This window comes from Pseudomonas mucidolens (assembly GCF_900106045.1).
In the GTDB taxonomy this organism is placed as follows: Bacteria; Pseudomonadota; Gammaproteobacteria; order Pseudomonadales; family Pseudomonadaceae; genus Aquipseudomonas; species Aquipseudomonas mucidolens.
This window is the reverse complement of the sequence record NZ_LT629802.1, coordinates 658,332-683,493: the sequence shown is the minus strand read 5'-3', so window position 1 is coordinate 683,493 and position 25,162 is coordinate 658,332. Positions and strand designations below refer to the sequence as shown.

The 25,162-nt window shown below is 58.9% G+C and carries 24 protein-coding genes; 9 read left to right on the top strand and 15 right to left on the bottom strand.

The genetic code is table 11. The features are described from left to right. The first annotated feature begins 154 nt into the window (after positions 1 to 154). A complete protein-coding gene (locus BLU75_RS03395) occupies positions 155 to 1,453 on the top strand; it encodes a mechanosensitive ion channel family protein (protein ID WP_084379428.1) in 1,299 nt (432 codons plus the stop codon). A 68-nt stretch (positions 1,454 to 1,521) separates the two neighbouring features. Here the strand turns inward: BLU75_RS03395 and BLU75_RS03390 are convergent, their stop codons facing one another. Beyond that, the gene (locus BLU75_RS03390; protein ID WP_084379429.1) at positions 1,522 to 1,983 is read right to left on the bottom strand and encodes a TlpA disulfide reductase family protein; all 462 of its coding nucleotides are present in this window, start codon (positions 1,981 to 1,983) and stop codon (positions 1,522 to 1,524) included. A gap of 116 nt (positions 1,984 to 2,099) precedes the next feature. On the opposite strand from BLU75_RS03390, the gene arsC reads away from it, so the two are divergent. From arsC to BLU75_RS03375, 3 genes are read left to right on the top strand one after another with little or no spacing between them, the layout of a single operon-like run. Further along, a complete protein-coding gene (arsC, locus tag BLU75_RS03385) occupies positions 2,100 to 2,453 on the top strand; it encodes an arsenate reductase (glutaredoxin) (protein ID WP_084379430.1) in 354 nt (117 codons plus the stop codon). Further along, positions 2,450 to 3,064: an NAD(P)H:quinone oxidoreductase gene (wrbA, locus tag BLU75_RS03380; RefSeq protein WP_084379431.1), complete on the top strand. Its 615-nt coding sequence runs from the start codon at positions 2,450 to 2,452 to the stop codon at positions 3,062 to 3,064. Before arsC ends, wrbA begins: the two co-directional genes overlap by 4 nt. Further along, positions 3,048 to 3,479 carry a DUF2069 domain-containing protein gene (locus BLU75_RS03375; RefSeq protein ID WP_084379432.1) on the top strand — a complete coding sequence of 144 codons (432 nt, stop codon included), beginning with the start codon at positions 3,048 to 3,050 and terminating at the stop codon, positions 3,477 to 3,479. The genes wrbA and BLU75_RS03375 overlap by 17 nt, the downstream gene beginning before the upstream one ends. A gap of 67 nt (positions 3,480 to 3,546) precedes the next feature. On the opposite strand, the gene BLU75_RS03370 is transcribed toward BLU75_RS03375, so the two are convergent. Together BLU75_RS03370 and ttcA are read right to left on the bottom strand one after the other, a co-directional pair. Next, positions 3,547 to 4,218, bottom strand: a complete 672-nt coding sequence (locus BLU75_RS03370) for a DNA-3-methyladenine glycosylase I (RefSeq protein ID WP_084379433.1) — start codon at positions 4,216 to 4,218, stop codon at positions 3,547 to 3,549. A 67-nt stretch (positions 4,219 to 4,285) separates the two neighbouring features. Beyond that, entirely contained in the window at positions 4,286 to 5,110 is an 825-nt protein-coding gene (ttcA, locus tag BLU75_RS03365; RefSeq protein WP_084379434.1) for a tRNA 2-thiocytidine(32) synthetase TtcA, read from the bottom strand. Positions 5,111 to 5,389: 279 nt separating this feature from the next. On the opposite strand from ttcA, the gene BLU75_RS03360 reads away from it, so the two are divergent. Continuing rightward, positions 5,390 to 5,992, top strand: coding sequence for a Yip1 family protein (locus BLU75_RS03360; RefSeq protein WP_084379435.1), 603 nt, complete (start codon positions 5,390 to 5,392; stop codon positions 5,990 to 5,992). A gap of 129 nt (positions 5,993 to 6,121) precedes the next feature. Continuing rightward, positions 6,122 to 6,616, top strand: a complete 495-nt coding sequence (locus tag BLU75_RS03355; RefSeq protein WP_084379504.1) for a SprT family zinc-dependent metalloprotease — start codon at positions 6,122 to 6,124, stop codon at positions 6,614 to 6,616. Positions 6,617 to 6,665: 49 nt separating this feature from the next. Here BLU75_RS03355 and BLU75_RS03350 read toward each other — a convergent pair whose 3' ends face one another. Together BLU75_RS03350 and BLU75_RS03345 are read right to left on the bottom strand one after the other, a co-directional pair. Beyond that, complete coding sequence (locus tag BLU75_RS03350) at positions 6,666 to 7,847, bottom strand: CaiB/BaiF CoA transferase family protein (protein ID WP_084379436.1); 1,182 nt, start codon at positions 7,845 to 7,847, stop codon at positions 6,666 to 6,668. A gap of 159 nt (positions 7,848 to 8,006) precedes the next feature. After that, positions 8,007 to 9,338, bottom strand: a complete 1,332-nt coding sequence (locus tag BLU75_RS03345) for a dicarboxylate/amino acid:cation symporter (protein WP_084379437.1) — start codon at positions 9,336 to 9,338, stop codon at positions 8,007 to 8,009. Between the two features lie 333 nt (positions 9,339 to 9,671). Here BLU75_RS03345 and BLU75_RS03340 point away from each other — a divergent pair, with 333 nt between their 5' ends. After that, positions 9,672 to 10,670, top strand: a complete 999-nt coding sequence (locus BLU75_RS03340; protein ID WP_084379438.1) for an AraC family transcriptional regulator — start codon at positions 9,672 to 9,674, stop codon at positions 10,668 to 10,670. Between the two features lie 202 nt (positions 10,671 to 10,872). Here BLU75_RS03340 and BLU75_RS03335 read toward each other — a convergent pair whose 3' ends face one another. Together BLU75_RS03335 and BLU75_RS03330 are read right to left on the bottom strand one after the other, a co-directional pair. Then, a complete protein-coding gene (locus BLU75_RS03335; protein WP_084379439.1) occupies positions 10,873 to 12,219 on the bottom strand; it encodes an ATP-binding protein in 1,347 nt (448 codons plus the stop codon). Beyond that, positions 12,216 to 12,893 (bottom strand): response regulator transcription factor, encoded by a 678-nt coding sequence (locus tag BLU75_RS03330; RefSeq protein ID WP_084379440.1) that lies wholly within the window; start codon positions 12,891 to 12,893, stop codon positions 12,216 to 12,218. Before BLU75_RS03330 ends, BLU75_RS03335 begins: the two co-directional genes overlap by 4 nt. A gap of 161 nt (positions 12,894 to 13,054) precedes the next feature. Here BLU75_RS03330 and BLU75_RS03325 point away from each other — a divergent pair, with 161 nt between their 5' ends. Then, positions 13,055 to 13,774 carry a 4'-phosphopantetheinyl transferase family protein gene (locus BLU75_RS03325; RefSeq protein WP_084379441.1) on the top strand — a complete coding sequence of 240 codons (720 nt, stop codon included), beginning with the start codon at positions 13,055 to 13,057 and terminating at the stop codon, positions 13,772 to 13,774. 78 nt (positions 13,775 to 13,852) lie between these two features. On the opposite strand, the gene BLU75_RS03320 is transcribed toward BLU75_RS03325, so the two are convergent. Together BLU75_RS03320 and BLU75_RS03315 are read right to left on the bottom strand one after the other, a co-directional pair. Next, positions 13,853 to 15,463 carry an ATP-binding protein gene (locus BLU75_RS03320; protein ID WP_084379442.1) on the bottom strand — a complete coding sequence of 537 codons (1,611 nt, stop codon included), beginning with the start codon at positions 15,461 to 15,463 and terminating at the stop codon, positions 13,853 to 13,855. Next, positions 15,460 to 16,185, bottom strand: a complete 726-nt coding sequence (locus BLU75_RS03315) for a response regulator (RefSeq protein WP_084379443.1) — start codon at positions 16,183 to 16,185, stop codon at positions 15,460 to 15,462. Before BLU75_RS03315 ends, BLU75_RS03320 begins: the two co-directional genes overlap by 4 nt. Positions 16,186 to 16,972: 787 nt before the next feature. Between BLU75_RS03315 and BLU75_RS03310 the strand changes: the two genes are divergently transcribed. Then, complete coding sequence (locus BLU75_RS03310) at positions 16,973 to 19,867, top strand: ribonucleoside-diphosphate reductase subunit alpha (RefSeq protein WP_084379444.1); 2,895 nt, start codon at positions 16,973 to 16,975, stop codon at positions 19,865 to 19,867. Positions 19,868 to 20,037: 170 nt separating this feature from the next. Here the strand turns inward: BLU75_RS03310 and flgE are convergent, their stop codons facing one another. From flgE to BLU75_RS03280, 6 genes are all read right to left on the bottom strand, one after another. Continuing rightward, entirely contained in the window at positions 20,038 to 21,354 is a 1,317-nt protein-coding gene (gene flgE / locus BLU75_RS03305) for a flagellar hook protein FlgE (RefSeq protein ID WP_084379445.1), read from the bottom strand. A gap of 30 nt (positions 21,355 to 21,384) precedes the next feature. Beyond that, positions 21,385 to 22,116, bottom strand: coding sequence for a flagellar hook assembly protein FlgD (flgD, locus tag BLU75_RS03300; protein ID WP_084379446.1), 732 nt, complete (start codon positions 22,114 to 22,116; stop codon positions 21,385 to 21,387). Positions 22,117 to 22,132: 16 nt separating this feature from the next. After that, on the bottom strand, positions 22,133 to 22,576 hold the full coding sequence (gene flgC / locus BLU75_RS03295) for a flagellar basal body rod protein FlgC (protein WP_084379447.1): 444 nt from the start codon (positions 22,574 to 22,576) through the stop codon (positions 22,133 to 22,135). Positions 22,577 to 22,579: 3 nt separating this feature from the next. Then, positions 22,580 to 22,987 (bottom strand): flagellar basal body rod protein FlgB, encoded by a 408-nt coding sequence (flgB, locus tag BLU75_RS03290; RefSeq protein WP_084379448.1) that lies wholly within the window; start codon positions 22,985 to 22,987, stop codon positions 22,580 to 22,582. Positions 22,988 to 23,352: 365 nt separating this feature from the next. Then, positions 23,353 to 24,180 carry a protein-glutamate O-methyltransferase CheR gene (cheR, locus tag BLU75_RS03285; RefSeq protein WP_090221370.1) on the bottom strand — a complete coding sequence of 276 codons (828 nt, stop codon included), beginning with the start codon at positions 24,178 to 24,180 and terminating at the stop codon, positions 23,353 to 23,355. Between the two features lie 43 nt (positions 24,181 to 24,223). Beyond that, on the bottom strand, positions 24,224 to 25,156 hold the full coding sequence (locus BLU75_RS03280) for a chemotaxis protein CheV (protein WP_084379450.1): 933 nt from the start codon (positions 25,154 to 25,156) through the stop codon (positions 24,224 to 24,226). Positions 25,157 to 25,162 lie beyond the last annotated feature (6 nt).

Below are 25,162 nucleotides of genomic sequence, written 5' to 3'. Positions count from 1 at the left end.
GGGTAACGGTTTCGGGCGCCGAGGCCGAGTTTCTTTACGCGAACAATGACAATCGGATGGTTTTTTGTGAGGGAATTTGTCTACAACCACAACTTTGCAGCACTTCAGTGCTCTAATTGCCCCATCATGTCTTACAGAAGAATTGCGTTTATCCATGGATATCAAACAGCTCTGGCTCAACATCCAGGACCTCTGGGGCGCCCTGGACCAACACCCGCTGCTGCATTCAAGCCTGGCTCTGCTGGTGTTGCTGGTGGTGGCGCTGATTGTCGGTCGGGTGGCACGTTACCTTATCCTCCACGCCGTTAAATTGCTCGGCCGCCAACCCGCGCTGCATTGGCTCAATGACCTGCGGCACAACAAAGTCTTCCACCGGCTGGCGCAAATGACCCCGTCACTGGTGATTCAGTTCGGCCTGCATCTAGTACCGGGACTGGGCAAGACCAGCGCGCTGTTCATTGGCAATGTGGCCCTGGCGTTCACTATTCTGTTCCAGGTGCTGGTCTTGGGCGCGGTGCTCAACGCCTTGCTGGATATCTACGCACGCACCGAACATGCCCGCACGCGCTCGATCAAGGGTTACGTGCAGCTGGCAAAAATGGTGCTGTTCATATTTGGCGCCATCATCATCGTCGCGACCTTGATCGACCGTTCGCCGTTACTGCTACTGTCTGGCCTGGGTGCCATGTCGGCGGTAATTCTGTTGGTCTATAAGGACACCCTGCTGTCATTTGTCGCCAGCGTGCAATTGACCAGTAACGATATGCTACGCGTGGGTGACTGGATCGAGATGCCCCAAGTCGGTGCCAGTGGCGATGTGGTCGACATCACTCTGCACACCGTCAAGGTGCAGAATTTTGACAAGACCATCGTCTCCATTCCTACGTGGCGCCTGATGTCCGAGTCCTTCAAGAATTGGCGTGGCATGCAAGCCTCGGGCGGGCGGCGGATCAAACGCAGCGTGTATATCGATGCGGCCGGCGTGCGTTTTCTGAGCGATGACGAAGAAGCGCGCATGACCCAGGTCCATCTGCTGACCGACTACATCAGCCGCAAGCAGGCGGAGTTGAAAGCCTGGAACGAGGCTCAGGGCCACAGTGCGCAGCTATCGGCGAACCGTCGGCGCATGACCAATCTGGGCACCTTCCGTGCCTACGCCCTGGCTTATCTGAAAAGCCATCCGGACATCCAGCCCAATATGACCTGCATGGTCCGCCAGATGCAAACCTCTGCCCAAGGTGTTCCGCTGGAAATCTACTGCTTTACCCGTACCACGGTGTGGGCTGACTACGAGCGCATCCAAGGCGATATCTTCGATTACCTGCTGGCGGTGCTGCCGGAATTTGGCTTGAGCCTGTACCAGCAGCCAAGCGGCAATGATTTAAGGGCGGGCATCTTACCCGCGGTGCTGGGGACAAGTCATTTGCCGATGCCGGAGAAAGTGGCACTCTGAGGATTGCCGCGAAGTCGAGTCGAAGTGCATGTCCGTTGCCGCAGCAACGGATATGCGCCCCCACCCGCTCATCCCCGCAAGGCCTTGAGCCTGGCCATCACCCCGGCCGCTGTCTGTTCGCCCAACAACTGCTCACGCACTTTGCCCTTGTCATCAATGATGTAGGTCACGGGCAACACTTCACTGCGGGGGATATCGAAAATCGCCTCGGGGTTCTGCGCCAGCACGGTGAACTTGATACCGAGCTTTTCACTGGCACTCTTCAGCTCTTCACCCTGCACATTATCGAAGTTGACCCCGAACACGCTCACCGGCTGCCCTTTCAACTGCTCGGCCAGCGTATTGAGTTCCGGGATTTCGATACGGCAGGGACCGCACCACTCGGCCCAGTAATTGATCACCAGCCATTGCTTGTCGACGCGCTCGGACGCCACTTTCTGGCCGTATTGATCGATGCCGTAATCATTGCCGCAGCCGCTGAGCAGCAGGGTAGTGATCACTGCCAACGCGCCTATCAGTCGCCGTGTCATGGGGAAATCCTTTGCAAAAAATGAACAAGGGCTGCGGCCTAACGCCTCTTACGGTTTAAGGACCACCCGCAGCGCAGGTAGAATACCCGCCACCTTACGCAAGATGCGACCCGCACATGACCGATCTGACGCTTTATCACAACCCGCGCTGCTCGAAATCCCGCGGTGCGCTCGAACTGCTGGAAGCCCGCGGCTTGACGCCTACCGTGGTGCGTTATCTGGAAACCCCGCTGGACGCCGCACAGTTAACGGTCTTGCTCGGAAAGCTTGGGGTCAGCGCCCGGCAACTGTTGCGTACCGGCGAAGAGGAGTACAAAACCCTCAACCTGGCTGACGCAAGCCTCAGCGACGCGCAGTTGATCGCAGCCATTGCCCAACATCCGAAGTTGATGGAACGGCCGATCCTGGCAACCGCCAATAAAGCCGTGATCGGTCGCCCGCCGGAAAATATCCTGGAGATATTGCCGTGAGCGCGCCTTACATTCTGGTGCTGTATTACAGCCGCAACGGTTCGGTGAGCGAAATGGCCCGACAGATTGCCCGGGGCATCGAACAAGCCGGTCTGGAAGCACGATTGCGCACCGTTCCAGCCATCTCCACTGAATGCGAGGCCATCGCGCCGAGCATTCCGGCAGAAGGTGCGCTGTACGCCAGCCTCGACGACCTGAAGCACTGCTCGGGCCTGGCCCTGGGCAGCCCGACGCGCTTTGGCAACATGGCCGCGCCACTGAAGTACTTTCTCGACGGTACCAGCAACCTGTGGCTGACCGGCGCGCTTGTCGGCAAACCGGCCGGCGTCTTCACGTCGACCGCGAGTTTGCATGGCGGCCAGGAAACCACCTTGATGTCGATGCTGCTGCCGCTGCTGCACCACGGCATGTTGATCACCGGCCTGCCCTACAGCGAACAGGCCTTACTCGACACTCAGGGAGGCGGTACGCCCTACGGCGCCAGTCATCACTCCGGCGCCGACGGCAAGCGCGTCCTGGACAAGCATGAAATTGCCCTGTGCCGCGCCCTCGGTCTGCGCCTGGCAAGCACGGCGATGAAACTGGAGAACGGCCGTGGCCAGGAAGCTTAAGATCCTGCCACCTCAGGCCTGGCTGGAGCCACGGGTCAAAGTGGCGCGAGCGTTGAGCCTGCTGGCGTTTTTCGGCCTGGCGGGCTTGCTGTGTGGCTATTACCTGCTAGTTGCCGACCTGCACGGTGCACGGCCCTGGGTGATTCTACTGATCGAACTGGTGCCGCTGCTGATCCTCGCGCCGGGGATGCTCCTGGGCAGCGCACGCGGGCATTCATGGACCTGTTTTGTGGTCAACCTGTACTTCATCAAAGGCGCGTTGGCCGCCTACGACCCGAACCGACAGTGGTTTGGCGTGCTGGAAATGCTGGCGAGCCTGGCGGTGTTCTGCACCGCGCTGCTGTACGTACGCTGGCGGTTCCAGCTGGATCGACGGTTGGCGGGGGAAGGCCAACCACCAGCGAATCCTGCGTAGATAACGTCTTGAATCTCACCGAACACCTCACACGCCAGCTGCTGCGGGATATTCCTCACACGTGCGGTCAGTGATTGACGGTGTAGGCCAACATCATCGACAACTGGCACATGGGCCGTCCACTCTCGGCGTGCCACTGGTTGAACGCGCCCTGCACGGTCGCCAGATCGCGCAGGCTGCTGGGTACCTTGTCGACGATGTTCTGCGCATTGAGCGCTGCCACCACATCGTAGCCCGGTACAAAGGTGTCCTTGCCGACCATGCGCAAAAAGCGCGGCGCCGACAGTCCGCCCAGCTGATGGCCGTGCTTGCTGAGGTATTTCCACAGGCCGACGATATCGGTCACCGGCCAGTCGGCAATCAGTGCACCAAAGCTACCCTTTTCCTGCTCGATATCGAGGATCATCTGCGCATTGCGCGGCACGCTCTTGAGCTTGCCCAGGTGCCGGATGATTCGCGTGTCCTGCATTAGTCGCTCGAGGTGCTCGGCGCCCATCAACACGACTTTCTGCGGATCGAAACCGAAAAACACCTGCTCGAACGCCGGCCACTTGGCGTCCACCACGCTGTGTTTGAGTCCGGCGCGAAACACCCGCAGCGACAGCGTCGAGAGGTAGCGGTCAGCGCTGATCTTGCGCAACTGCGCCGGCGTCTTGGGCACGGGCAGGTGCGCTTCCAGCTCGGCCACTGAACCGAAACGATTCAGACAATATTCGTGCAGCCACTTGTAATCGCGCATGCCCTCTCCTACCGGTTGAAATGAAAACGGCGCCCAGGAGCGCCGTCAGTCAGAGCCTTGAAAAGACTCAGAGGTTCACCACATTGACGAAACGCGATGCCGCGTTTTCATCGATACGCAGGTTGCTGAAGTCGAACAGGTTGCGATCGGCCAGTTGCGACGGAATCACATTCTGCAGGCTGCGGAAGATGCTTTCGGTACGACCTGGCGTCTTGCGCTCCCATTCTTGAAGCATCTCCTTGACCACTTGGCGCTGCAGGTTCTCCTGGGAGCCGCAGAGGTTGCAGGGAATGATCGGGAATTGCTTGAAGTCAGAATAGGCCTGGATGTCCTTCTCGTTGCAATACGCCAGTGGGCGGATCACCACATTGCGCCCGTCATCGGCTCGCAGCTTGGGCGGCATGGCCTTCAGAGAGCCGTTGAAGAACATGTTGAGAAAGAAGGTTTCGACGATGTCATCGCGATGATGGCCGAGAGCCATTTTGTTCGCGCCGATTTCATCGGCAAAGGTGTACAAGGTGCCACGACGCAGGCGTGAGCACAGCGAACAGGTGGTCTTGCCCTCCGGGATCAACTCCTTGACCACCGAATAGGTGTCTTTCTCGACGATGTGGTACTCGATACCCACTGTCTTGAGATAGGCCGGCAACACATCCTCGGGAAACCCGGGCTGTTTCTGGTCCATATTGACTGCGACGATCTCGAACCTGATGGGTGCGACCTTTTGCAGGTGCATGAGCACATCCAGCATGGTGTAGCTGTCCTTGCCACCGGACAGGCAGACCATGACCTTGTCGCCCTCCTCGATCATGTTGAAGTCAGCCACGGCTTCACCGGCCAGGCGACGCAGGCGTTTTTGCAGCTTGTTCTGGTTAACTGTAAGAGTGCCCATGGCGCTAGGATCCGCGAAAGGTATGTGACGAAAAGCCGGGTATTTTACGCAAAAAACGCCGCATGAGCGACGTTGGCCCAGTGTGGGACTTCTTACAGACCTCACCGCGATTAAGCCCCGTGTTTACAGCGCGATTTGCTCTAAAGCCGCACAGTTTTTCCGGTCATTCATTCCTATACTGCGACATAAGGTCGCATACATATATCCAGACCTTTTAGGCCAATTGGCCGGCGGGCGCTCCGCTGGGGGGCGATGGTAATAACGACAGGAGTGACAGGCATGATCCATCACGTCGTGGGGCTGTTTACTCACCCCGACCAGGAATGGCGGGAAATTCGTGGCGATAAGGAAGAAAGCATCAGCCACATGTACCTCACTCACACGCTGATTCTCGCGGCGATTCCGGCCGTATCAGCCTTTATCGGCACCACCCAGGTCGGCTGGGTCATCGGCGAACGCGCTCCGGTCATGCTGACCCAGGAAAGCGCCTTGTGGATGACCATCATGTCGTACCTGGCAATGCTTGGTGGCGTAGCGGTCATGGGCGCTTTTATTCACTGGATGGCGCGCACTTATGATGCCACCCCCAACATGGCGCGCTGCGTCGCATTCGCCACCTACACCGCGACACCGCTGTTTATCGGCGGGCTGGCAGCGCTTTATCCCCACTTGTGGCTGGGAATGGTCGTCGGTACCGCTGCCATCTGCTACACCGTGTACTTGCTGTATGTCGGGTTGCCGACCTTCATGAACATCGACCCGGATGAGGGCTTTCTGTTTTCCAGCTCAGTACTGGCAGTGGGCCTGGTGGTGCTGGTAGCGATCATGGCGTTTACCGTGATTGTCTGGGGCTTGGGTGTCGGCCCGATCTACACCAGCTGACCTGGATCGGATCGCAGGAGAAGCCACCGCAAGGTGGCTTTGTGCGTCATGCATGACCATTCGGCGCCTGATAGATTCGGAAACACCCCACGATGCGGCATACTGGATGTCTCTGGAGAGATGTACAGCATGCCCGAGCAACTCAATACCCGCGTCGAAGATTGTTTCCTGCAAGCCGAATCCTTTTTCAAACGAAGTTTCAAACGCCCCCAAGTCAGCCTCAAGCTGCGCGGGCAGAAAGCCGGTGTCGCGCATTTGCACGAGAACCTGCTGCGCTTCAACCCGCAGTTGTACCGGGAAAACAGCCAACACTTCCTTAAACAGACCGTCGCCCATGAAGTGGCGCACCTGATCGCCCACCAATTGTTCGGCGAGCGAATCCAAGCGCATGGCGAGGAATGGCAACTGATCATGCGCGGCGTGTACGAACTGCCGCCTGATCGGTGCCACACGTATGAAGTCCAGCGTCGGCGGGTAACCCGCTATATCTACCGCTGCCCGTGTGCCGACAGTGACTTCCCGTTCTCGGCCCAACGCCATGGGTTGGTGAGGCAAGGCCGGCGGTATTTGTGCCGAAAGTGTCGCGAAACCTTGGTATTTACCGGGGAGACTCGGGTGGAGTGAGGGTTGGGGCGTCTGTTCTGGCCTCATCGCGAGCAAGCCCGGACAGGCACTACCCCACCACTTTGGCCCCCCGCAACTGGGCTATCCGCTGAGCACTGAACCCCAGTTCGCCCAGCACCTCGTCACTGTGGGCGCCCAACGCCACGCCTATATGCCTTGGCGCTGGCAGGCCTGCTGAAAACTTCAGCGGACAGGCCATCTGCGCCTGGAATGAACCGTCCTCACGCGGCACCTGGTGGAGCAGGTCCCGGGCTTTGAGTTGTGGATGCTCAAGCGCTTCACCCAGGCTGAGCACCGGCTCGACGCAGGCGTCCACCGCGGCAAACAATCGGCATAGTTCCTCAAAGCTGTGCTTCTCAAACTCAATCTGCAACGCCTGCTTCAGCGCCTGCTGTCGCTCGGGCTCAAGCGACAAGCCTTGGGCCGCCAGCTCCGGACGCCCCAACGCCGTACATAATTGCTGCATAAAAGCCGGCTCCAGGCTGCCCACCGACCACCAACGCCCGTCCCGCGAGCGGTAATAGTCATAAAAGCTGCCGCCATTGAGCACCTGGTTTTCCATCTCCGGCTCCACACCGCAAGCCAGGTAGGCAGCGCCCGCCATGGCATGCAAGCTAAATGCACAGTCGGTCATGCTCACATCCAGATACTGGCCCACCCCGCTTTGTTGCCGTGCGATCACCGCCGCCAGCAGGCCGACCACCGCGTGCAGCGAGCCGCCACCCACATCCGCCACTTGCACGCCCAAAGGCAACGGGCCGCTGTCCCGTCGTCCGGTGTAACTGGCCACGCCGGACAACGCCAGGTAATTGATGTCGTGACCGGCGCGATCCTTATAAGGACCCGTCTGGCCGTAACCGGTGATGGAGACGTAAATCAGCTTCGGATTGATCGCCTTCAGCGCCTCATACCCCAGGCCCAGACGCTCCATGACACCGGGTCGAAACTGTTCAAGGACGATGTCGTAGTCCTTCACCAGTTGCCGGACGATGTCCAGCGCTTGCGGCTGCTTGAGGTCAAGCGCCAGGCTGCGCTTGTTGCGATTGAGATAAGCGTGACTGGCCGATACGCCACGGTCATGCGGCGGCAATACACGCAACAGGTCGATGCGCACGGGGGATTCGATGCGCAGCACCTCGGCGCCCATGTCCGCCAACAGCAGCGAGGCGAACGGGCCAGGCAGCAAGGTCGAGAAATCCAGCACTTTGAGGGACGCCAAGGGACCTGACATAGGAGCTCCGTTTCCGTTTCGATGGAATACAGAGTAGGCAGCCTTGGACCGCAGCGGCAATTACCGTAACCGTCATCGACACTGACCGTTGTGCTCGCCCCGTAATCCAACGCATAAAAAAACCCATCCGAAGATGGGTTTTTTGTACGGCCTCAGCGGTTACTTGAGGGCTGGCGCCGGGCCTTCGGCCACACCCAAGTCGTCGAGTTCACGGGTTTCGGAGATACCGGTACCGCCGGAAGCCAACTCGCGGTGCAGCGTGTCAGTGTCCAGTTCCTTGACCCACTTAGCCACAACCAGGGTCGCGACTGCGTTGCCGACCAGGTTGGTCAGGGCCCGCGCTTCGGACATGAAACGGTCGATACCGAGGATCAGCGCCAGACCGGCAACCGGCAGGTGGCCGACTGCCGACAAGGTCGCGGCGAGCACGATGAAACCACTGCCGGTCACACCAGCGGCACCTTTGGATGACAGCAGCAGCACCAGCAACAGCGTGATCTGGTGGGTGATGTCCATGTGCGTGTCGGTTGCCTGGGCAATGAACACCGCGGCCATGGTCAGGTAGATCGAAGTACCGTCGAGGTTGAACGAGTAGCCAGTCGGAATAACCAGACCTACCACCGACTTCTTGGCCCCCAGACGCTCCATCTTGATCAACATACGTGGCAGCGCGGACTCGGACGATGAAGTCCCCAGTACGATCAGCAGCTCTTCACGGATGTAGCGCACCAGTTTCAGCACGCTGAAGCCGTGAGCACGGCAGATGCTACCCAGCACGACCAACACAAACAGCACGCAGGTGATGTAGAAGCAGATCATCAACTGGCCCAGTTGCACCAGGGAACCCACGCCGTAGGCACCAATGGTGAATGCCATGGCGCCCAAGGCCCCGATTGGCGCGAGCTTCATGATCATGTTGATGATGTTGAACATCACGTGGGCAAACCGATCGATGAAGTCCAGCACCGGTTTGCCATAGGCACCCAGGCGATGCAGGGCAAAACCGAAGATCACCGAGAACATCAACACTTGCAGGATATCGCCATTGGCGAAAGCACCGACGATGGTGTTCGGGATCACGTTGAGGATAAAGCCAACAATGCTCTGGTCTTTACCGGCGGTGACGTAGGCCGCCACTTTGGAGGCGTCCAGGGTCGAGACGTCAATGTGCATGCCGGCGCCCGGTTGCACGACGTTGACCACCACCAGGCCGATCAACAGGGCAATGGTGGAAACCACCTCGAAGTACAGCAGCGCGTAGCCACCCGTCTTGCCGACCGATTTCATGCTCTGCATACCAGCGATACCGCTGACAACGGTACAGAAGATGATCGGGGCAATAACCATTTTGATCAGCTTGATAAAGCCGTCACCCAGTGGTTTGAGGGCCACACCGGTCTGCGGGTAGAAGTGGCCGAGCAAAATACCGATAACGATGGCAACGATTACCTGGAAATACAGGGTTTTGTAGAACGGCTGACGAGTCGTCATTGCAAAGTTTCCTCAAGAGTCCCGCGTGGCAAAGATCCGCCATTGCCCACGACACCTGAATTGCGAACCCTCCTGCACTGGAGGGATTTGTTTTGGCGAGCGGCACCTGGCAGCTCTGCCTCTCCTATCGCAAGCGCCATGCCACTTTATGGAAATAGCCTGGAGGCCTTTAGGCATAAGGCCTGAGGCTTTGCAGTGAGTGGGACAGCCTCGAAAAAGGCTGGCGGATTTCCGCCCATGCCCCGGGTCTCGTCCTACAATTTGGCGGATATCCGCCTTGTTCGCCGTCTGCCCGATAGCTACCATCGGTCCCTCAATGCTTGAGGTCCCCGCATGCGTGAACGAACCATCGCCAGTCATTTCGCCCGTGCCGCCTTGGGTGGCGCGCGCCGGGCTGGCCATGACTATTCGGCGCTGTTGCAGCAAGTGGGCATCACCCCGGAACTACTCGCCGAACCTCGCGCGCGCATTGCGCCGGAACAATTCACCCGCCTGCTGCAAATGCTCTGGCTGGCGCTGGATGACGAATACCTGGGATTTGCCGAAGGGCCGAGCAAACGGGGCACCTTTGCCATGATGTGCCACGCGCTGATCCACTGTCGCACCCTGGAAAAGGCGCTAGAGCGCGGTTTACTGTTTTACAGCCTGTTCCCTCAAGGGCCGCGCTGGCAACTGACGCGCGAGGGCGACATGGCACGCTTGAGCCTGGATGACTCGCAGCTGTGGGATCCGGATCACTTTTTGAGCGAATGCCTGCTGGTGATCTGGCACCGTCTTGGCAGTTGGCTGATCGGCCAGCGCATTCGCCTGGAGCAGGTGACTTTCAGCTACCCGATGCCGGCCCATGGCGGCGAGTATGATCTGCTGTTCCCTTGCTCCCTGATGTTCAACGCACCCGGCAGCAGTCTGGTGTTCCACAGCCGCTACCTGAGCTTGCCGCTGCTACAGGACGAGCGCACCCTCAAACATTTCCTCGAACGCTCGCCCGCCGACCTGTTGTCACGGCCGGATGAAGGCGACAGCCTGAGCAGCCAGATACGTCGTCTGCTGAGTCGCGACCGCACGCCCTGGCCGGACCTGGAAGCCGTGGCCCAGCACCTGCACATCAGCGCACAAACATTGCGTCGGCATTTGCGGGAGGAAGGCACCAGCTTTCAGGCCCTCAAAGATGAACTGCGTCGCGATATTGCGATTTATCATCTGGGACGGGCAAATCTGTCGCTGCAGGAGATCGCCGAGCAATTGGGCTTTTCCGAGCCTTCGGCGTTCCATCGGGCGTTCAAGAAGTGGACCGGGTTGACGCCGGGGGCTTATCGGGCGCAGGGAGGGTAAGACGTAAAGTCAGCCCTCACCCTCTCCCGGAGGGAGAGGGAACTGAGCGGGGGGATATTGGCGTTTTACTGTGACCTGAAAGAGCGGCTTTGAATCCATAATCAATACGGTTTTTCAGGTCGCCCATTGTCTCAGCACACTTCGGTCAGTCCCCTCTCCCTCCGGGAGAGGGTTAGGGTGAGGACGGCTTTTGCCCTGCCTCTCAAACCGCAGGAAAATGAATCCTGAACGCCGCCCCGCCCAATGGCGAATCCCCCAAGGTCAACCGCGCACCGTAGCTTTCTATGATGTCCTTGACCACCGCCAACCCGATCCCCTGCCCCGGGTGCTGGCGATCCAGGCGCTCTCCCCTTTGCAGAATCCGCGCTCGCTGGTCCGGCGGTACACCCGGGCCGTCATCTTCAATGCACACGCGAATCCCATCAAGCCCCTCGTCCAGCGTGATGCGTACCTGGCTCAGGCACAGTCGATAGGCGTTTTCCAGCAAGTTGCCAAGCAACTCCAGCAAGGCACCCTGTTCAATAGGCACCTCGCATTCGTCCGGCAGATCGAAAGTCACCGTCACCTGTTTGTCGCGATAAACCTTGCCCAGAGTGTCACACAGGCTTTGCAGCACGGGGCGCAGTTGCACCTGATGGCGTACCAGGCCGCTTTTGCGCAGGCTGGCGCGTTGTAATTGGTAGCTGATCTGCTGACTCATGCGCTCGATCTGCGATTGCAGGACCCTCGCTTGATCCCGCTCCTCAGGACGCTGCGCCATGTCCTCACTCACACCTTGCAAGACCGCCAGCGGGGTTTTCAGGCTGTGGGCCAAGTCATCCAGGGAATCGCGGTAACGGCTGCGCTGCTCGCGTTCGCTGTGGAGCAAGCGGTTGAGGGATCCGGTCAGGCGCAGTAATTCCCGCGGGTGCTGCTCGCTGAGGCTTTCGCGGGTGCCGCCTTCGATTTCATCCAACTCCTGGCTCAAGCGGCGCAGCGCCCGCAAGCTCCAGCTCAGACCAAACCAGAGCAGGGTCAGGAGCACCAGCAAGGCGGCGCCAAACCCCAGGTACAGGTTTTCTCGCAGGCCTTCGAGGGTCAGTTGATATTCGCGCACCGGTTGCAAGGCTATGATGCTGAACGCCGCGCTCTTGCCCCCCAGCAGCTTGACCTCGACGTCATAGACAAAGAATTCCTGGCCATCGGCCTCGCGAATTCTTGCGAACTCGTTGCCGCGCCCGTCGTAGCGCGGTCGGTAGTTGATGTTTTCTGCCTGCGATGCGCGTGAGCGCCAGACCAGATGACCTTCGCGGTCATAGATGTAGCCCAGCAGACGGCTGTCGGTCAGGTTGAAGCGCTCATCGGGCAATTGCGCGGGCATCAGCAAACGGTTGTTGTCGACCCGCGCAGCCGAAATCAATGTCGTCACGTCCGACGCCAGGCGCTGCTCGATGGAGTCTTGCAACGCCAGACTGAAGGCCCCTTGCATCGCCGGCAGTAAAGCGAGCATGAACAACACGGCCAGGGTCGCGGCCGCCAGCATCAGGCGTACACGTAACGAGCGAATCAACGGCAGCGCTCGTTAAACAGGTAACCCAGGCCACGTACGGTGTCGATCGGCTTGAAGCCGGCCGGGGCCTCGAGCTTGCGACGCAGACGCCCCACCAGCACTTCGATGACGTTCGGATCACGCTCGTCGTCATCAGGATACAGTTGCTCCATCAATCGATCCTTGGCCACCACTTGTTGATGATGACGCATCAGGTATTCGAGGATCCGGTATTCGTAGGCGGTCAGCGCCAAGGGTTGTTCGTCAAGGGACGCCTGCTTGCGGTTAAGGTCCAGCAGCAGCGGCCCGGCGACAATCGTCGACTGGGTAAAACCGCTGGAGCGGCGCAGCAACGCGTTCATCCGCGCCTCCAGCTCCTCGAACTGGAACGGCTTGACCACATAATCGTCAGCCCCGGCGGCCAGGCCTTCGACCTTGTCCTGCCAGTTGCCGCGCGCCGTGAGGATCAGGATCGGGAAGCTCTTGCCCAGGGTGCGCAATTGACGGATCAGATCCAGGCCGCCCATGCCCGGCAAGCCCAGGTCGATGATCGCCAGGTCATGATTGAATTGTCCGGTCTGGTACAGCGCCTCTTCGGCATTGGCCACGGCTTCGACCACATGACCGCTGTCGGTAAGGCGGGTCAACAGGTGATGACGCAGCAGCGCCTCATCTTCGACAACCAGCAATTTCATAACACCCTCCAAGGTCAATCGACTGTCCCACAGGGAAACATCATAGCGGCCCTGAAGGTCTTGCTCACACAGTTTACGGCGGTTGAACTGAACGCTGTCTGAACCGCCAGCCCACCCGTCGGGCTACCCAGGTGCCTCCCGATCCATGCAGAATAGCCAGCATGAATTTATTACCTGCCTGTTGCACCCCATTAGATGCCCACTGGCCACTGCCCGAGCCGCTTCCGGGCACGGTGTTTCTGAGCACCCGATTCGATCCGGCCTTATTGGATGCCGGCGATTTTCAACGCTGTGCGGTGCCTCCACCGGCCAGCATCCAGCGTTCGGTGGCCAAGCGCCAGGCCGAGTTTCTCGCCGGCCGGCTGTGCGCCCGTGCCGCGCTGCAAGCGCTTGAAGGCTTGGACTGCATTCCGGCCATCGGCGACGATCGCGCGCCGGTATGGCCGGGTCATATCACCGGTTCGATCACCCACAGCACCGGCCACGCCGCGGCTATCGTCGCGCACAAGACACAATGGCGCGGACTGGGCATGGACCTGGAGAATGTGCTGTCACTGGAGCGGGCCGAACGCCTGGCCGGGGAAATCCTCACACCGGATGAGTTGCAGCGCATGGCGGCCGGACCACGGGAGCAGATTGCCCGGCGGGTGACCCTGACCTTCTCGGCCAAGGAAAGCCTGTTCAAGGCGCTCTACCCTATTGTGCAGAAGCGCTTTTACTTTGAACACGCCGAGTTGCTGGAGTGGTCTGATACCGGACACGCACGGCTAAGGTTGTTGACGGACCTGTCCGGTGAGTGGTGCCACGGCAAGGAACTGGACGCGCAGTTTGTGGTGCAGGGGGAGCAATTGCTGAGCTTGGTGGCTATCAAGACGCCGTAGTGAAACCTACCGGGCAAGGTCCAATTGAGCATCCCGTAGCAGCTGTCGAGCGCCAACTGCTACGGGGCGGCCAATGTGTCAGGTTTTTTCCTGATAGCGCGGCCAACTCAAGCTGAAACAGGCACCGCCCAAGTTATTGCTCTTGCTGATCAACGCACGCCCGCCGTGCCAATGGATGATCCGCCGTACAATCGACAAGCCCAGGCCGTGACCGCCCGAGGCACGGGTGCGGCTATCGTCCAGGCGCAGGAACGGTGTGAAGATCCGTTCCCAGGCGCTTTCCGGCACACCCGGACCGTCGTCCTCGACATCTATACGGCAACGTACCTGCCCGACTTGATAGCTGATCAATACCCGGGACTGGGCATGGCGCATCGCATTGCTCACCAGGTTCTGCAGGGCACGGTGCAAATAGCGCGGCTCGGCCTCGACCCATGCCCCATCCAAGTGCGCCGATGCCAGACAAATCCCCCGCTCCACCGCAATTTCAGGACGCAACGGCGCCAGTTCACCGATAACCTGATCCAGCAAGGTACTGAGATCGACCCGCTGGAAACTCAGCGCCGGTGATCCCTGCTCAAGGCGCGCATAGGTCAGCATTTCGTCCACCAGGCCATCCAGGTCCTGGATATCACTGTCCATGCCTTCCATGTACTTGCGCCGGGCCTCGGGCGTCGTGGCTTGCGCAATCATCTCGAGACCAAAGCGCAGGCGCGCCACCGGCGTACGCAGCTCGTGTGACACCGCCCGCACCAGTTCGCGCTGGATAGCCAACAATCGCTGCAAATGCTCGGCCATGCCATTGAAGGCGGCTGCCAGTCGCCCTACCGAATCAGCCCCGCGCGCCGGCACCCTGACTTCCAGGTTGCCTTTGGCAATGCGTGTGGCCGCTGCCTCCAACCCGCGCAGGCGCCGCTCCAGCTGACGCACCAGGAAATACACGATCAAGCCAATCAGGGTCAGGCCAATCAAGGCGATCAGCACCAACCACTGCACCGGATACGGGTTCATCTGGTACAGCGGGCCGATCTCCAGCACCCACGGCGTACCAACCATGCCGGCAAACACCCGGATCGAATCACCGCCCTTGCCCAGCGCCATGACGGTATCGCCTTCAGCCACGCGGCGGCGCTGGTCGTCATCCATGTCAGCCTGGTCCAGCGGGACCAAATGTATATCGAAACCAAAACCCTTGGCCTGTTTCAGGTCGGCCAGGCGTTGTGGTTGCTCGGCGTCCGGGAAGCGCACCAGCTCATCGGCCAACAGGTAAATGGTTGCGCGAGCCAATTGCTCACTGATTTGTTGCACCTCGCCGGTGAGTAACAGTTGCTCTTTTTCACTGACCAGGCGCATGACTTTGGCCGCGTGGGGCCCGGTCTGCTCGACCAGCACCTGGCCGCGCTGCAAGCGATTACGCTGGCTCAGGTCCAAATGGGCATCGGCCACCTTCTGCAGTTCCAGGGGAATCCCCAGCAGGCGCTCCCACACCGCCAGGGCGCGTCGGCGCTCAATGGCACTCATCGGCTGCAGGTTGTCACCCATCAGGGCAAACGTGCCATGGGCCAGACGCTCGCGATACTGGCCACTGCGCACTTCATTGAGCAGGTGCAAGGCCAGCACCCCCAGCAGGGCCACCAGGATCAGCGCCGCGCACATGCCGCCGTAGATGCGCAGAAAGATGGAGTTCACGGGCGCAAGTCAGCGGCAGCTTCGGGGACGAACAGGTAGCCTTTGCTGCGGATCGTCTTGATCAGCCGTGGGTGGATCGGATCGTCACCGATTTTCGGGCGAATCCGTGAAATACGCACATCGATGGAGCGGTCCTGGCCGTCGTAGCCAATACCGCGCAAGGCGGTGAATATTTCTTCCCGGGACAGAATGCGACCGGCGTTGACCACCAACAGCCACAATAAATCGAACTCGGCGCTGGTCAATTCGATGCCGGCCTCGTGCAGCCAGGCTTCGCGCAAGGCATTGTCGACCACCAGTGGCCCGAATTGCAGGCGCCGCTGCGGTTGCGGCGCCGCAGGCTCCGCACTGTCGCTGCGACGCAATAAGGCCTGGATGCGTGCCAGTAACAGGCGCGGACGCACCGGTTTACAGACGTAATCGTCGGCACCCATGTCCAGGCCCAGTACCTGGTCCATGTCATCGGTACGCGCAGTCAACATCAGGATCACCCCGTCGTAGCGCGCGCGCACTTTGCGGCAAATGCTCAAGCCGTCTTCGCCCGGCAGCATCAGGTCGAGAATCACCAGGTCAGGTTGCTCGGCGATGATCCGGGCGGCGGCCAACGCGCCGTTCCCCTCCACCGCGACGCTCAGGCCATTGCTCTCCAGATAGTCCCGGGTCAGTTCGGCCAGACGCTGATCGTCCTCGACTATCAGCACCTGCCAGGCTTCTTGTTCCACCGGCGATCCTCGTTTTTATAAGAAATATGTCAGGACAGCGCAGTTCAAATGTGGGAGCGCACTTGCCCGCTGCCACATTTTTGATCTTCGCCCGCCGCACTGCATTTGTCATGTAATCAGGGCATAACACTGATCAATAGCAAGTCGATTGTAGCAACGCGCCCGCCCTCGAATACAAGCCTGGAATTGCACTCGGCGATCGCGTTTTTGTGTGGTAGGGTGCGCGCCCGCAAAAATTCAACCGGGTGTGTTGGTCTTGGAATATTCGGTGACAAACGGTGCAATGCAGCAGCACTGCGGCCTACACGGCAGTTACACCATTCATACACATTTTACCCACAGCGTTATCCACAGGTCGTGCGTTGCTAAGCCTCCCAAAACGCATTATCTTGTAGCTCGGTGCTAAAAAAACCCTACATATAGGGTTTTCAGCCAAAAAACCAAACACAAATCAGACAAGAAACTCAAGCTCTTTCTTGCACCTGCTTGGTTGAACTAATGCATTTTTCAGAAGACCAATCGCCCGTGCGGTCGGTCGCTGTTTTCCAACCCCGAATGGGAGAAAACGGTACGGGTGTTGCAGTACACAGTGGCACCCAATTAGGAATACGGTGAAGAGCCAACGGCTCGGAACCGCAGACTTCGGCATGGAAGCGGCGCGAACAGCTCCCTTCCTCCTGTCCCGAAGTTGTTATGCCAGGCCAAGGCTTGTTGTAAGTGCTTCAGGACGGAACGGTGGGCACTTTGATGGTGCCCAAATAAATACAGAATGTGGAGATAACCCCCCATGCAAACCGACACAACTCGCGAGAACCCGCAAGGCTCCGTGCCGCAGGCCGCTGATTCGAATATGGATCTGTCCGCCACCGCGCCCGGCCAATTGCGAGTGATCAAGCGAAACGGCACTGTCGTTCCTTACACCGATGACAAAATCACCGTCGCGATCACCAAAGCGTTTCTTGCAGTTGAAGGCGGCAGCGCTGCCGCCTCGTCGCGCATTCATGACACCGTTGCCCGTCTGACCGAACAAGTCACCGCGACCTTCAAGCGTCGCATGCCATCCGGCGGCACCATCCACATCGAAGAGATCCAGGACCAGGTCGAACTGGCCCTGATGCGTGCCGGCGAGCAGAAAGTCGCTCGCGACTACGTGATCTACCGTGATTCGCGCGCCAAGGAGCGTGCCGTGCGCACCCCTGCCGACGAGACTGCCGTACAAGCGCACCCGTCGATCCGCATCACTCTCGCCGACGGTACTTTTGCACCGCTGGACCTGGGCCGCCTGAACACTATCATCACCGAGGCCTGCGAAGGCCTGGAAGAAGTCGACGGTGACCTGATCCAGCGCGAAACCCTGAAAAACCTGTATGACGGCGTGGCCCTGACCGACGTCAACACCGCCCTGGTAATGACTGCCCGGACCCTGGTCGAGCGCGAGCCGAACTACTCGTTCGTGACCGCCCGCCTGCTGATGGACACCCTGCGCGCCGAAGGCCTGGGCTTCCTGCAAGTCGCCGAAAGCGCTACCCATCACGAAATGGCCGACCTGTACGCCAAGGCCCTGCCTGCCTACATCGCCAAGGGTATCGAATTCGAGCTGCTGAACCCGATCCTGGCCACTTTCGACCTGGAAAAACTCGGCAAGGCGATCAACCACGAGCGCGACCAGCAGTTCACCTACCTGGGCCTGCAAACCCTGTATGACCGTTACTTCATCCACAAGGACGGTATCCGCTTCGAACTGCCGCAAGTGTTCTTCATGCGCGTGGCCATGGGCCTGGCGATCGAAGAGAAGCACAAAGAAGACCGCGCCATCGAGTTCTACAACCTGCTGTCGTCGTTCGACTACATGTCGTCGACGCCGACGCTGTTCAACGCCGGTACCTTGCGTCCACAGCTGTCGAGCTGCTACCTGACCACCGTGCCGGATGACCTGTCGGGCATCTACCACGCGATCCACGACAACGCCATGCTGTCCAAGTTCGCTGGCGGCCTGGGCAACGACTGGACGCCGGTGCGTGCGCTGGGTTCGTACATCAAGGGCACCAACGGCAAGTCCCAGGGCGTTGTACCGTTCCTCAAAGTAGTGAACGACACCGCCGTCGCCGTGAACCAGGGTGGCAAGCGCAAAGGCGCTGTCTGCGCCTACCTGGAAACCTGGCACATGGACATTGAAGAGTTCATCGAGCTGCGCAAGAACACCGGTGATGATCGCCGTCGTACCCACGACATGAACACTGCCAACTGGATCCCTGACCTGTTCATGAAGCGTGTCTTCGATGACGGCCAGTGGACCCTGTTCTCGCCCTCCGAAGTGCCCGACCTGCACGACCTGACCGGCAAGGCTTTCGAAGAGCGTTACGAGTACTACGAAGCCCTGGCTCAGTACCCAGGCAAGATCAAACTGTTCAAGACCATCCAGGCCAAAGACCTGTGGCGCAAGATGCTCTCCATGCTGTTCGAAACCGGCCACCCATGGTTGACCTTCAAAGACCCGTGCAACCTGCGCAGCCCGCAGCAGCACGTGGGCGTGGTCCACAGCTCGAACCTGTGCACCGAGATCACCTTGAACACCAACAAGGACGAGATCGCCGTTTGCAACCTGGGCTCGATCAACCTGCCGAACCACATCGTCAACGGCAAGCTGGACACCGCCAAGCTTGCACGCACCGTGAACACCGCCGTTCGTATGCTCGATAACGTGATCGACATCAACTACTACTCGGTACCACAGGCGCAGAACTCCAACTTCAAGCACCGTCCGGTTGGCCTGGGCATCATGGGCTTCCAGGACGCGCTGTACCTGCAGCACATTCCTTACGGTTCGGACGCTGCGGTGGAGTTCGCCGACAAGTCCATGGAAGCGGTCAGCTACTACGCGATCCAGGCTTCCTGCGACCTGGCCGACGAGCGCGGCGCCTACGAGACGTTCCAGGGTTCGCTGTGGTCCAAAGGCATCCTGCCGCTGGATTCGCAACAGATCCTGATCGAGCAGCGGGGCCAGAAGTACATCGACGTTGACCTGAACGAATCCCTGGACTGGGCGCCGGTACGTGCCCGTGTGCAGAAAGGCATTCGTAACTCCAACATCATGGCCATCGCACCGACCGCGACCATCGCCAACATCACCGGCGTATCGCAGTCGATCGAACCGACCTACCAGAACCTGTATGTGAAATCGAACCTGTCGGGCGAATTCACCGTGATCAACCCATACCTGGTTCGCGACCTGAAAGCCCGTGGCCTGTGGGACTCGGTCATGATCAACGACCTGAAGTACTACGACGGTTCGGTGCAGCAGATCGAGCGCATCCCGCAAGAACTCAAAGAGCTCTACGCGACTGCGTTCGAAGTGGACACCAAGTGGATCGTCGACGCTGCCAGCCGTCGCCAGAAGTGGATCGACCAGGCTCAGTCCCTGAACCTGTACATCGCCGGCGCATCGGGCAAGAAGCTCGACGTGACCTACCGCATGGCTTGGTACCGTGGCCTGAAAACCACTTACTACCTCCGTGCCCTGGCCGCTACCAGCACCGAGAAGTCGACCATCAACACCGGCAAGCTGAACGCGGTTTCCAGCGGCAACCACGGTGATGACTCGGTTCTCGCCGCTCCAGCCGGCCCAGCGCCAGTGCCAAAGGCCTGCGCGATCGACGAGCCGGATTGCGAAGCCTGCCAATAAGCTGAGCCTGCCTTGGGGCTAATCCTCCAAGGTTGAGAAACCCCCGATAGACCCTGGCTGCAACGGGATCCATCGGGGGTTTTCTTTTGCCTGCGGTTTGCCTTCAAATGACGCGCATAAAAAAGCCCCTCGATCGAGGGGCTTTCAAGTGAAGCGTCAGGCCAACCGCATCAGGTCATCTGAATGATGGTCTGCATGATGGTGCTTTGCGTGGAGATAGTCTTCGAGTTCGCCTGGAAGTTGCTCTGGGCCTTGATCAGTTCGACCAGTTCGCTGGTCAGGTTGACGTTGGAGTTTTCCAGGGAGTTGGCAACAATCGTCCCCAAGGTACCGGATTGTGGCGCGTCGTAGCCTGGTTGGCCGGAAGCGAACGTCTCTTTCCAGGTAGTGCCGCCATTTGCCTGCAGGCCCTGTTCATTGTTGAAGCTCGCCAGGGAGAGCTGGCCGATCGCCTTGCTCTGCTGGTTGCTGAAGGTGGCGAACAGCACGCCGCTGCCGTCGATTTTCAAGCCCGTGATTTCACCCGTGGCGTAGCCGTCGGTGACCGGTGGGTTACGGTAGCTGGCCGAATTGTACTGGGTGATGTTGGCCATGTTGATGGCAATCCCGGTAGGGTTGGCCGCTGCGCCATTGTCTTCCCACACACCATTGTTCAGTACGCCCGGCTTCCAGTCATCAACGGTCAGGGTGGTATTGGAAACGGTGCTCGGCGGTGTGACGATGCCTGCAAGGGCACCGGCCGTGTCAAACGTCAGCGTCGAGGCCACGGGCGGGACCGCACCGACACCGCTGATAGGCGTGCCATCAGGGTTGCGGCCATCGATCAAGGTGTAGGACTTCCACTCATTGGAGCCGGTCTTGACCATGTATTGCACCATCGGGTGCGAGTTGCCCTGGGTGTCATACAGCGTGGTGGTGTACTGGGTGGTGAAAGTCGATGTTTCATTCGGGTCGAACGGATGAAGCGCCTGGTCAATCACCGGTTCCGTGGACTTGAGGTTGCTGCTCGAATCAACCTTGGTCGAGGCTTTCGGTGGCAGGTTCGACTGATCGATACGCAGGTCAATCAGTTCGCCCTTGATGATCTTGCCGTTTTCGTCCGCCGCATAGCCTTGCAGGCGCGAAGTGCCGCCGGAGTTGGTGACAAAGCCATCTTTGTCCGGTTTGAAGGTGCCGGCACGCGTGTACTCCAGGGAGCCATCGCTACCCTTCTGTACAAAAAAACCACCGCCCTTGATCGCCATGTCCAGCAGTCCGCCAGTACCGTTGATTTCACCTTGGCTGAATTGCTGGGAAACAGCGGCGAGGTTAACCCCGCTGCCGATGGCGTTATGGCCAGTACCGAGCTTGGACGCCGCGTAGATATCGGCAAACTCCGCACGAGACGACTTGAAGCCGGTGGTGGCGACGTTGGCGATGTTATTGCCGGTCACGTCCAGTTGTTTATTGGCCGCATAGAGGCCGCTGAGGCCGATATTAAAAGACATGTTCTCTCCTCTTGCCGTGTTTAGCCGGCTCTATGTACCGATAGTCTGAATTTGCGACAGCCTGATACTGCCCAAGCCGCCCGACAGATTGAGCAGCATTTCGCCGCCCGTCTGGCTCAAGGTGACGCTGGTAACGGTGGCCGGCAGCGAAGTGCTCAGAGCCACCGTATCGCCCGCGTCATTTTTTGTGCTGGCCGCGAAGGTGTAATTGCCGGAGTCGACGGTCTCGCCGGCTTCGTTCTTGCCGTCCCAGATGAAGTCCGACTTGCCGGCGCCTTGGGCACCCAGCTCGATGGTCTTGACCAGATTGCCGTCTTTGTCGGAGACCTTGACGGTGACGTTGCCCACCGACGAAGTGACGGCCACCGAGCCGGTGAAGCTCTTGCTCGTATCAACCAGCGCCTTGTCGGTATCAATAATCACCGAACGGCCCACCAGCGACGACGCTTGCAATGCCTGCGAGGACTTGTAGTTGCTGGAGATGGCATTCACCGAGTCGTTCAAGGTGTTGATGCCTTCCAGACTGCTGAACTGCGCCAGTTGCGCCACGAACGCGCCGTTGTCCTGAGGCGACAGCGGGTTCTGGTTTTTCAATTGGGTAACCAACAATTGCAGGAACGCGTCCTTGCCCAGGGCCTGATTGCCGGAAGCCGACTTGGCAGCGTCGGACAGGCTGTCCTTATTGGCCGCCGTGTCCTTGACGTTGGTGTTGAACAGATCCTGGATCGTCGAGTTACTCGACACATCGTTAGTGACGGACATTCTTTGGCGCCCCTTATCACTGACCCAGGGTCAGGACCTTCTGCATCATGGTTTTGGCGGTGTTCATCATTTCCGCATTGGTCTGGAACGAGCGACTGGCGGAAATCATGTCAGCCATTTCCTCGACCACGTTGACGTTGGGGTAATACACGTAGCCCTTTTCGTTCGCGGCAGGATGGTTGGGTTCGTAACGCGCTTCCAGATTGCTCTGGTCTTCGACCACACCCAGGACCTGGACGCCCTGGCCCGCGGCATCCTGGCTCTGGAACAGCGAATCGCTGCCGCCATTCTGGCCAGCCTGGAACATGGTGGCGAACACCGGGTGGCGCGCACGGTACGTCTGGTCAATGCTCGACGATACGGTTTCGGCGTTGGCGATGTTACTGGCAACGGTGTTCAGACGCGTGGTCTGCGCACTCATGCCACTACCGGCAATATTGAAAACACTGGATAGAGACATGAATTACTCTCCGCGCAGGGCCGACATCAGCCCTTTGAATTTGCTGTTGAGCAGGGTAAAGCTGGCTTGGAAGTTCACCGAGTTTTCGGCGTAGTTCGACTGTTCCAACTGGGCATCGACGGTGTTCTGGTCTATCGACGGCTGCATCGGCGTGCGATACATCAGCGACTCATCACCATTGCCCAGGCCTTGTGCTTCGATATGACGGTTGTTGGTCATGTTCAACGCAAAGGCGCCATTCTTGGTCTTGTCACTCTGCGCGGCGAGCACAGCAGCAAAGTCCAAATCCCGGGCCTTGTAGTTCGGGGTGTCGGCGTTGGCGATGTTATTAGCCAGGACTTCAGCGCGCTGGGCGCGGAACCCCAGGGCTTGTTCGTGGATACCGAGCGCTTTATCGAAGCTGATGCTCATGGCGGAAACCTTTAGGCTGACCTGCTTTTCGTAATACGGATTTAGCAAGTGCCATGCCAAGTAGCTTAAGCCCATATAAATCAATGCGTTGAGTAAATCCAGGTAGCGGCAATGCCAGAAAAGCGGCAACCGTCTTCCGCTTTGACGCCAGTAAAGCGGCAATAGCCGTTGCCACCATCCAATAATTTGCCGCAAAAAAATGGGTGTGGCGCTGAATGCCGGTCAGTCAGGCAAAACGACTGTGGGAGCGGGCTTGCTCGCGAAAGTGGCGTAACAGTCAACATTGATGTTGCCTGCCACACCCATTTTGCGAGCAAGCCCGCTCCCACGGGTTCCACTGCTTATCGGAGGTGATTTTCGGGGTGTTACTTGGCCTGGTAAATGATCCCTGGACTGCACTGCACCATCTGATAATGGTCCGGCAAGCCATTCAAGGCTTCGGACGCCCCCAGGAACAGGTAGCCACCGCGCTTAAGGGTGCCGTGAATGCGCAACAAAATGCCTTTCTTCACTTCAGCCGAGAAATAGATCAACACGTTGCGGCAAAACACGATATCGAACTTGCCCAGGCTGGCATAACTGTCCAGCAGGTTGAACGAGCGAAACTCGACCCGACTCTTGATCGGTGCCTTGATCGCCCAACGCCCGGCGCCCTTGGGGTCGAAATAACGCTGCAAGCGTTCCGGAGACAAGCCACGTCCCAAGGCCAGGCTGTCGTACTCGCCGGTCTTGCAGTTGGTGAGCATGGAGCCGGACAAATCCGTGGCGACAATCTGCACCCCGGCCTTCAACTGCCCCATGTTGGTCCGCTCGAACTCATCGATGGACATCGACAGCGAATAGGGTTCCTGGCCCGAAGAACACGCCGCGGACCAGATCCGCAGACGCTGGCCCGGGCTGGCCTTGATTGCCGCAGGCAGTACTTTGTTCTTGAGCACTTCAAAGGGATAGGTGTCGCGAAACCACAGGGTTTCGTTGGTGGTCATGGCATCGACCACCAATTCCTTGAGCCCGCTGCGCGGCTGACCCTGGATCCGCTGGACCAGCTCGCTCAGTGTCTTGATCCCCTGCTGCTCCATCAATTTATTGAGGCGGCTGGATACCAGATACTGCTTGTTTTCACCGAGCAATATGCCACAGGCTTTCTCCAGGAAGACCCGGAACTGTTCGAAATCCAAATTACCCGTAGACAATGATACCGCCTCTCAAATCGTGTGAACGCCAAGGAAAAAGCCCTTAGCCGTGATCTGCTGCCTTGATCCGGTCAACCACCCGGGATGCCAGGTCATCAGGACGAAACTTGGCCAGGAAGTCATCGGCACCGACCTTCTTGACCATCGCTTGATTGAATACACCTGACAAGGAAGTATGCAGGATGATATGCAATTTTTGCATGCGCGGGTCGTTGCGTATCTCGGCAGTGAGCGTGTAGCCGTCCATTTCTGGCATCTCGATGTCGGAAATCATCATCAAGAATTCGTCTTCCGGCTTCTTGCCCTCATCCACCAGCTTGCGCAGATAATCCAGCGCCTGGCGACCATCATTGAGTGCCACCACTTCCACGCCAACCGCCTGCAGGCAACGGGACACCTGCTTGCGTGCCACCGAGGAATCGTCGACCGTCAGCACCCGCAGCGAAATCGCCTTGTGCGCCGTCTCGGCATCTACCACACCCACCGAGATGGCTTCCGAGGTAGGTGCAACTTCAGCCAGGACTTTTTCCACGTCGATGATTTCCACCAACTGGTTGTCAACCCGCGTCACTGCCGTGAGGTAATGATCACGTCCGGTACCCTTGGGTGGCGGATGAATCTCTTCCCAGTTCATGTTGACGATGCGCTCCACCGAACGCACCAGGAACCCCTGGGTCTTGGTGTTGTACTCGGTGATGATCACGAACGGACTGCCACGATCCTGCAAACCAGCCGAACCAGTTGCCATGGAAAGATCAAGAATCGGAATCGTCGAGCCGCGAATATTGGCCACGCCACACACTACAGGGTTGGACTTGGGCATTATTGTCAGCTTGGGACATTGCAACACCTCCCGCACTTTGAAGACATTGATGCCATAGAGCTGATTGCCATCAAGCCGAAACAGCAATAACTCCAGGCGATTCTGCCCTACCAGCTGTGTGCGCTGGTTTACCGAATCCATTACACCTGCCATGCACAG

Coding starts and splice junctions, on each gene's coding strand:
- BLU75_RS03395 (WP_084379428.1), top strand. CDS start 155: ATGGATATCAAACAGCTCTGGCTCAACATCCAGGACCTCTGGGGCGCC.
- BLU75_RS03390 (WP_084379429.1), bottom strand. CDS start 1,983: ATGACACGGCGACTGATAGGCGCGTTGGCAGTGATCACTACCCTGCTG.
- arsC (WP_084379430.1), top strand. CDS start 2,100: ATGACCGATCTGACGCTTTATCACAACCCGCGCTGCTCGAAATCCCGC.
- BLU75_RS03370 (WP_084379433.1), bottom strand. CDS start 4,218: ATGCGCGATTACAAGTGGCTGCACGAATATTGTCTGAATCGTTTCGGT.
- ttcA (WP_084379434.1), bottom strand. CDS start 5,110: ATGGGCACTCTTACAGTTAACCAGAACAAGCTGCAAAAACGCCTGCGT.
- BLU75_RS03360 (WP_084379435.1), top strand. CDS start 5,390: ATGATCCATCACGTCGTGGGGCTGTTTACTCACCCCGACCAGGAATGG.
- BLU75_RS03355 (WP_084379504.1), top strand. CDS start 6,122: ATGCCCGAGCAACTCAATACCCGCGTCGAAGATTGTTTCCTGCAAGCC.
- BLU75_RS03350 (WP_084379436.1), bottom strand. CDS start 7,847: ATGTCAGGTCCCTTGGCGTCCCTCAAAGTGCTGGATTTCTCGACCTTG.
- BLU75_RS03345 (WP_084379437.1), bottom strand. CDS start 9,338: ATGACGACTCGTCAGCCGTTCTACAAAACCCTGTATTTCCAGGTAATC.
- BLU75_RS03340 (WP_084379438.1), top strand. CDS start 9,672: ATGCGTGAACGAACCATCGCCAGTCATTTCGCCCGTGCCGCCTTGGGT.
- BLU75_RS03330 (WP_084379440.1), bottom strand. CDS start 12,893: ATGAAATTGCTGGTTGTCGAAGATGAGGCGCTGCTGCGTCATCACCTG.
- BLU75_RS03325 (WP_084379441.1), top strand. CDS start 13,055: ATGAATTTATTACCTGCCTGTTGCACCCCATTAGATGCCCACTGGCCA.
- BLU75_RS03310 (WP_084379444.1), top strand. CDS start 16,973: ATGCAAACCGACACAACTCGCGAGAACCCGCAAGGCTCCGTGCCGCAG.
- flgE (WP_084379445.1), bottom strand. CDS start 21,354: ATGTCTTTTAATATCGGCCTCAGCGGCCTCTATGCGGCCAATAAACAA.
- flgD (WP_084379446.1), bottom strand. CDS start 22,116: ATGTCCGTCACTAACGATGTGTCGAGTAACTCGACGATCCAGGATCTG.
- flgC (WP_084379447.1), bottom strand. CDS start 22,576: ATGTCTCTATCCAGTGTTTTCAATATTGCCGGTAGTGGCATGAGTGCG.
- flgB (WP_084379448.1), bottom strand. CDS start 22,987: ATGAGCATCAGCTTCGATAAAGCGCTCGGTATCCACGAACAAGCCCTG.
- BLU75_RS03280 (WP_084379450.1), bottom strand. CDS start 25,156: ATGGCAGGTGTAATGGATTCGGTAAACCAGCGCACACAGCTGGTAGGG.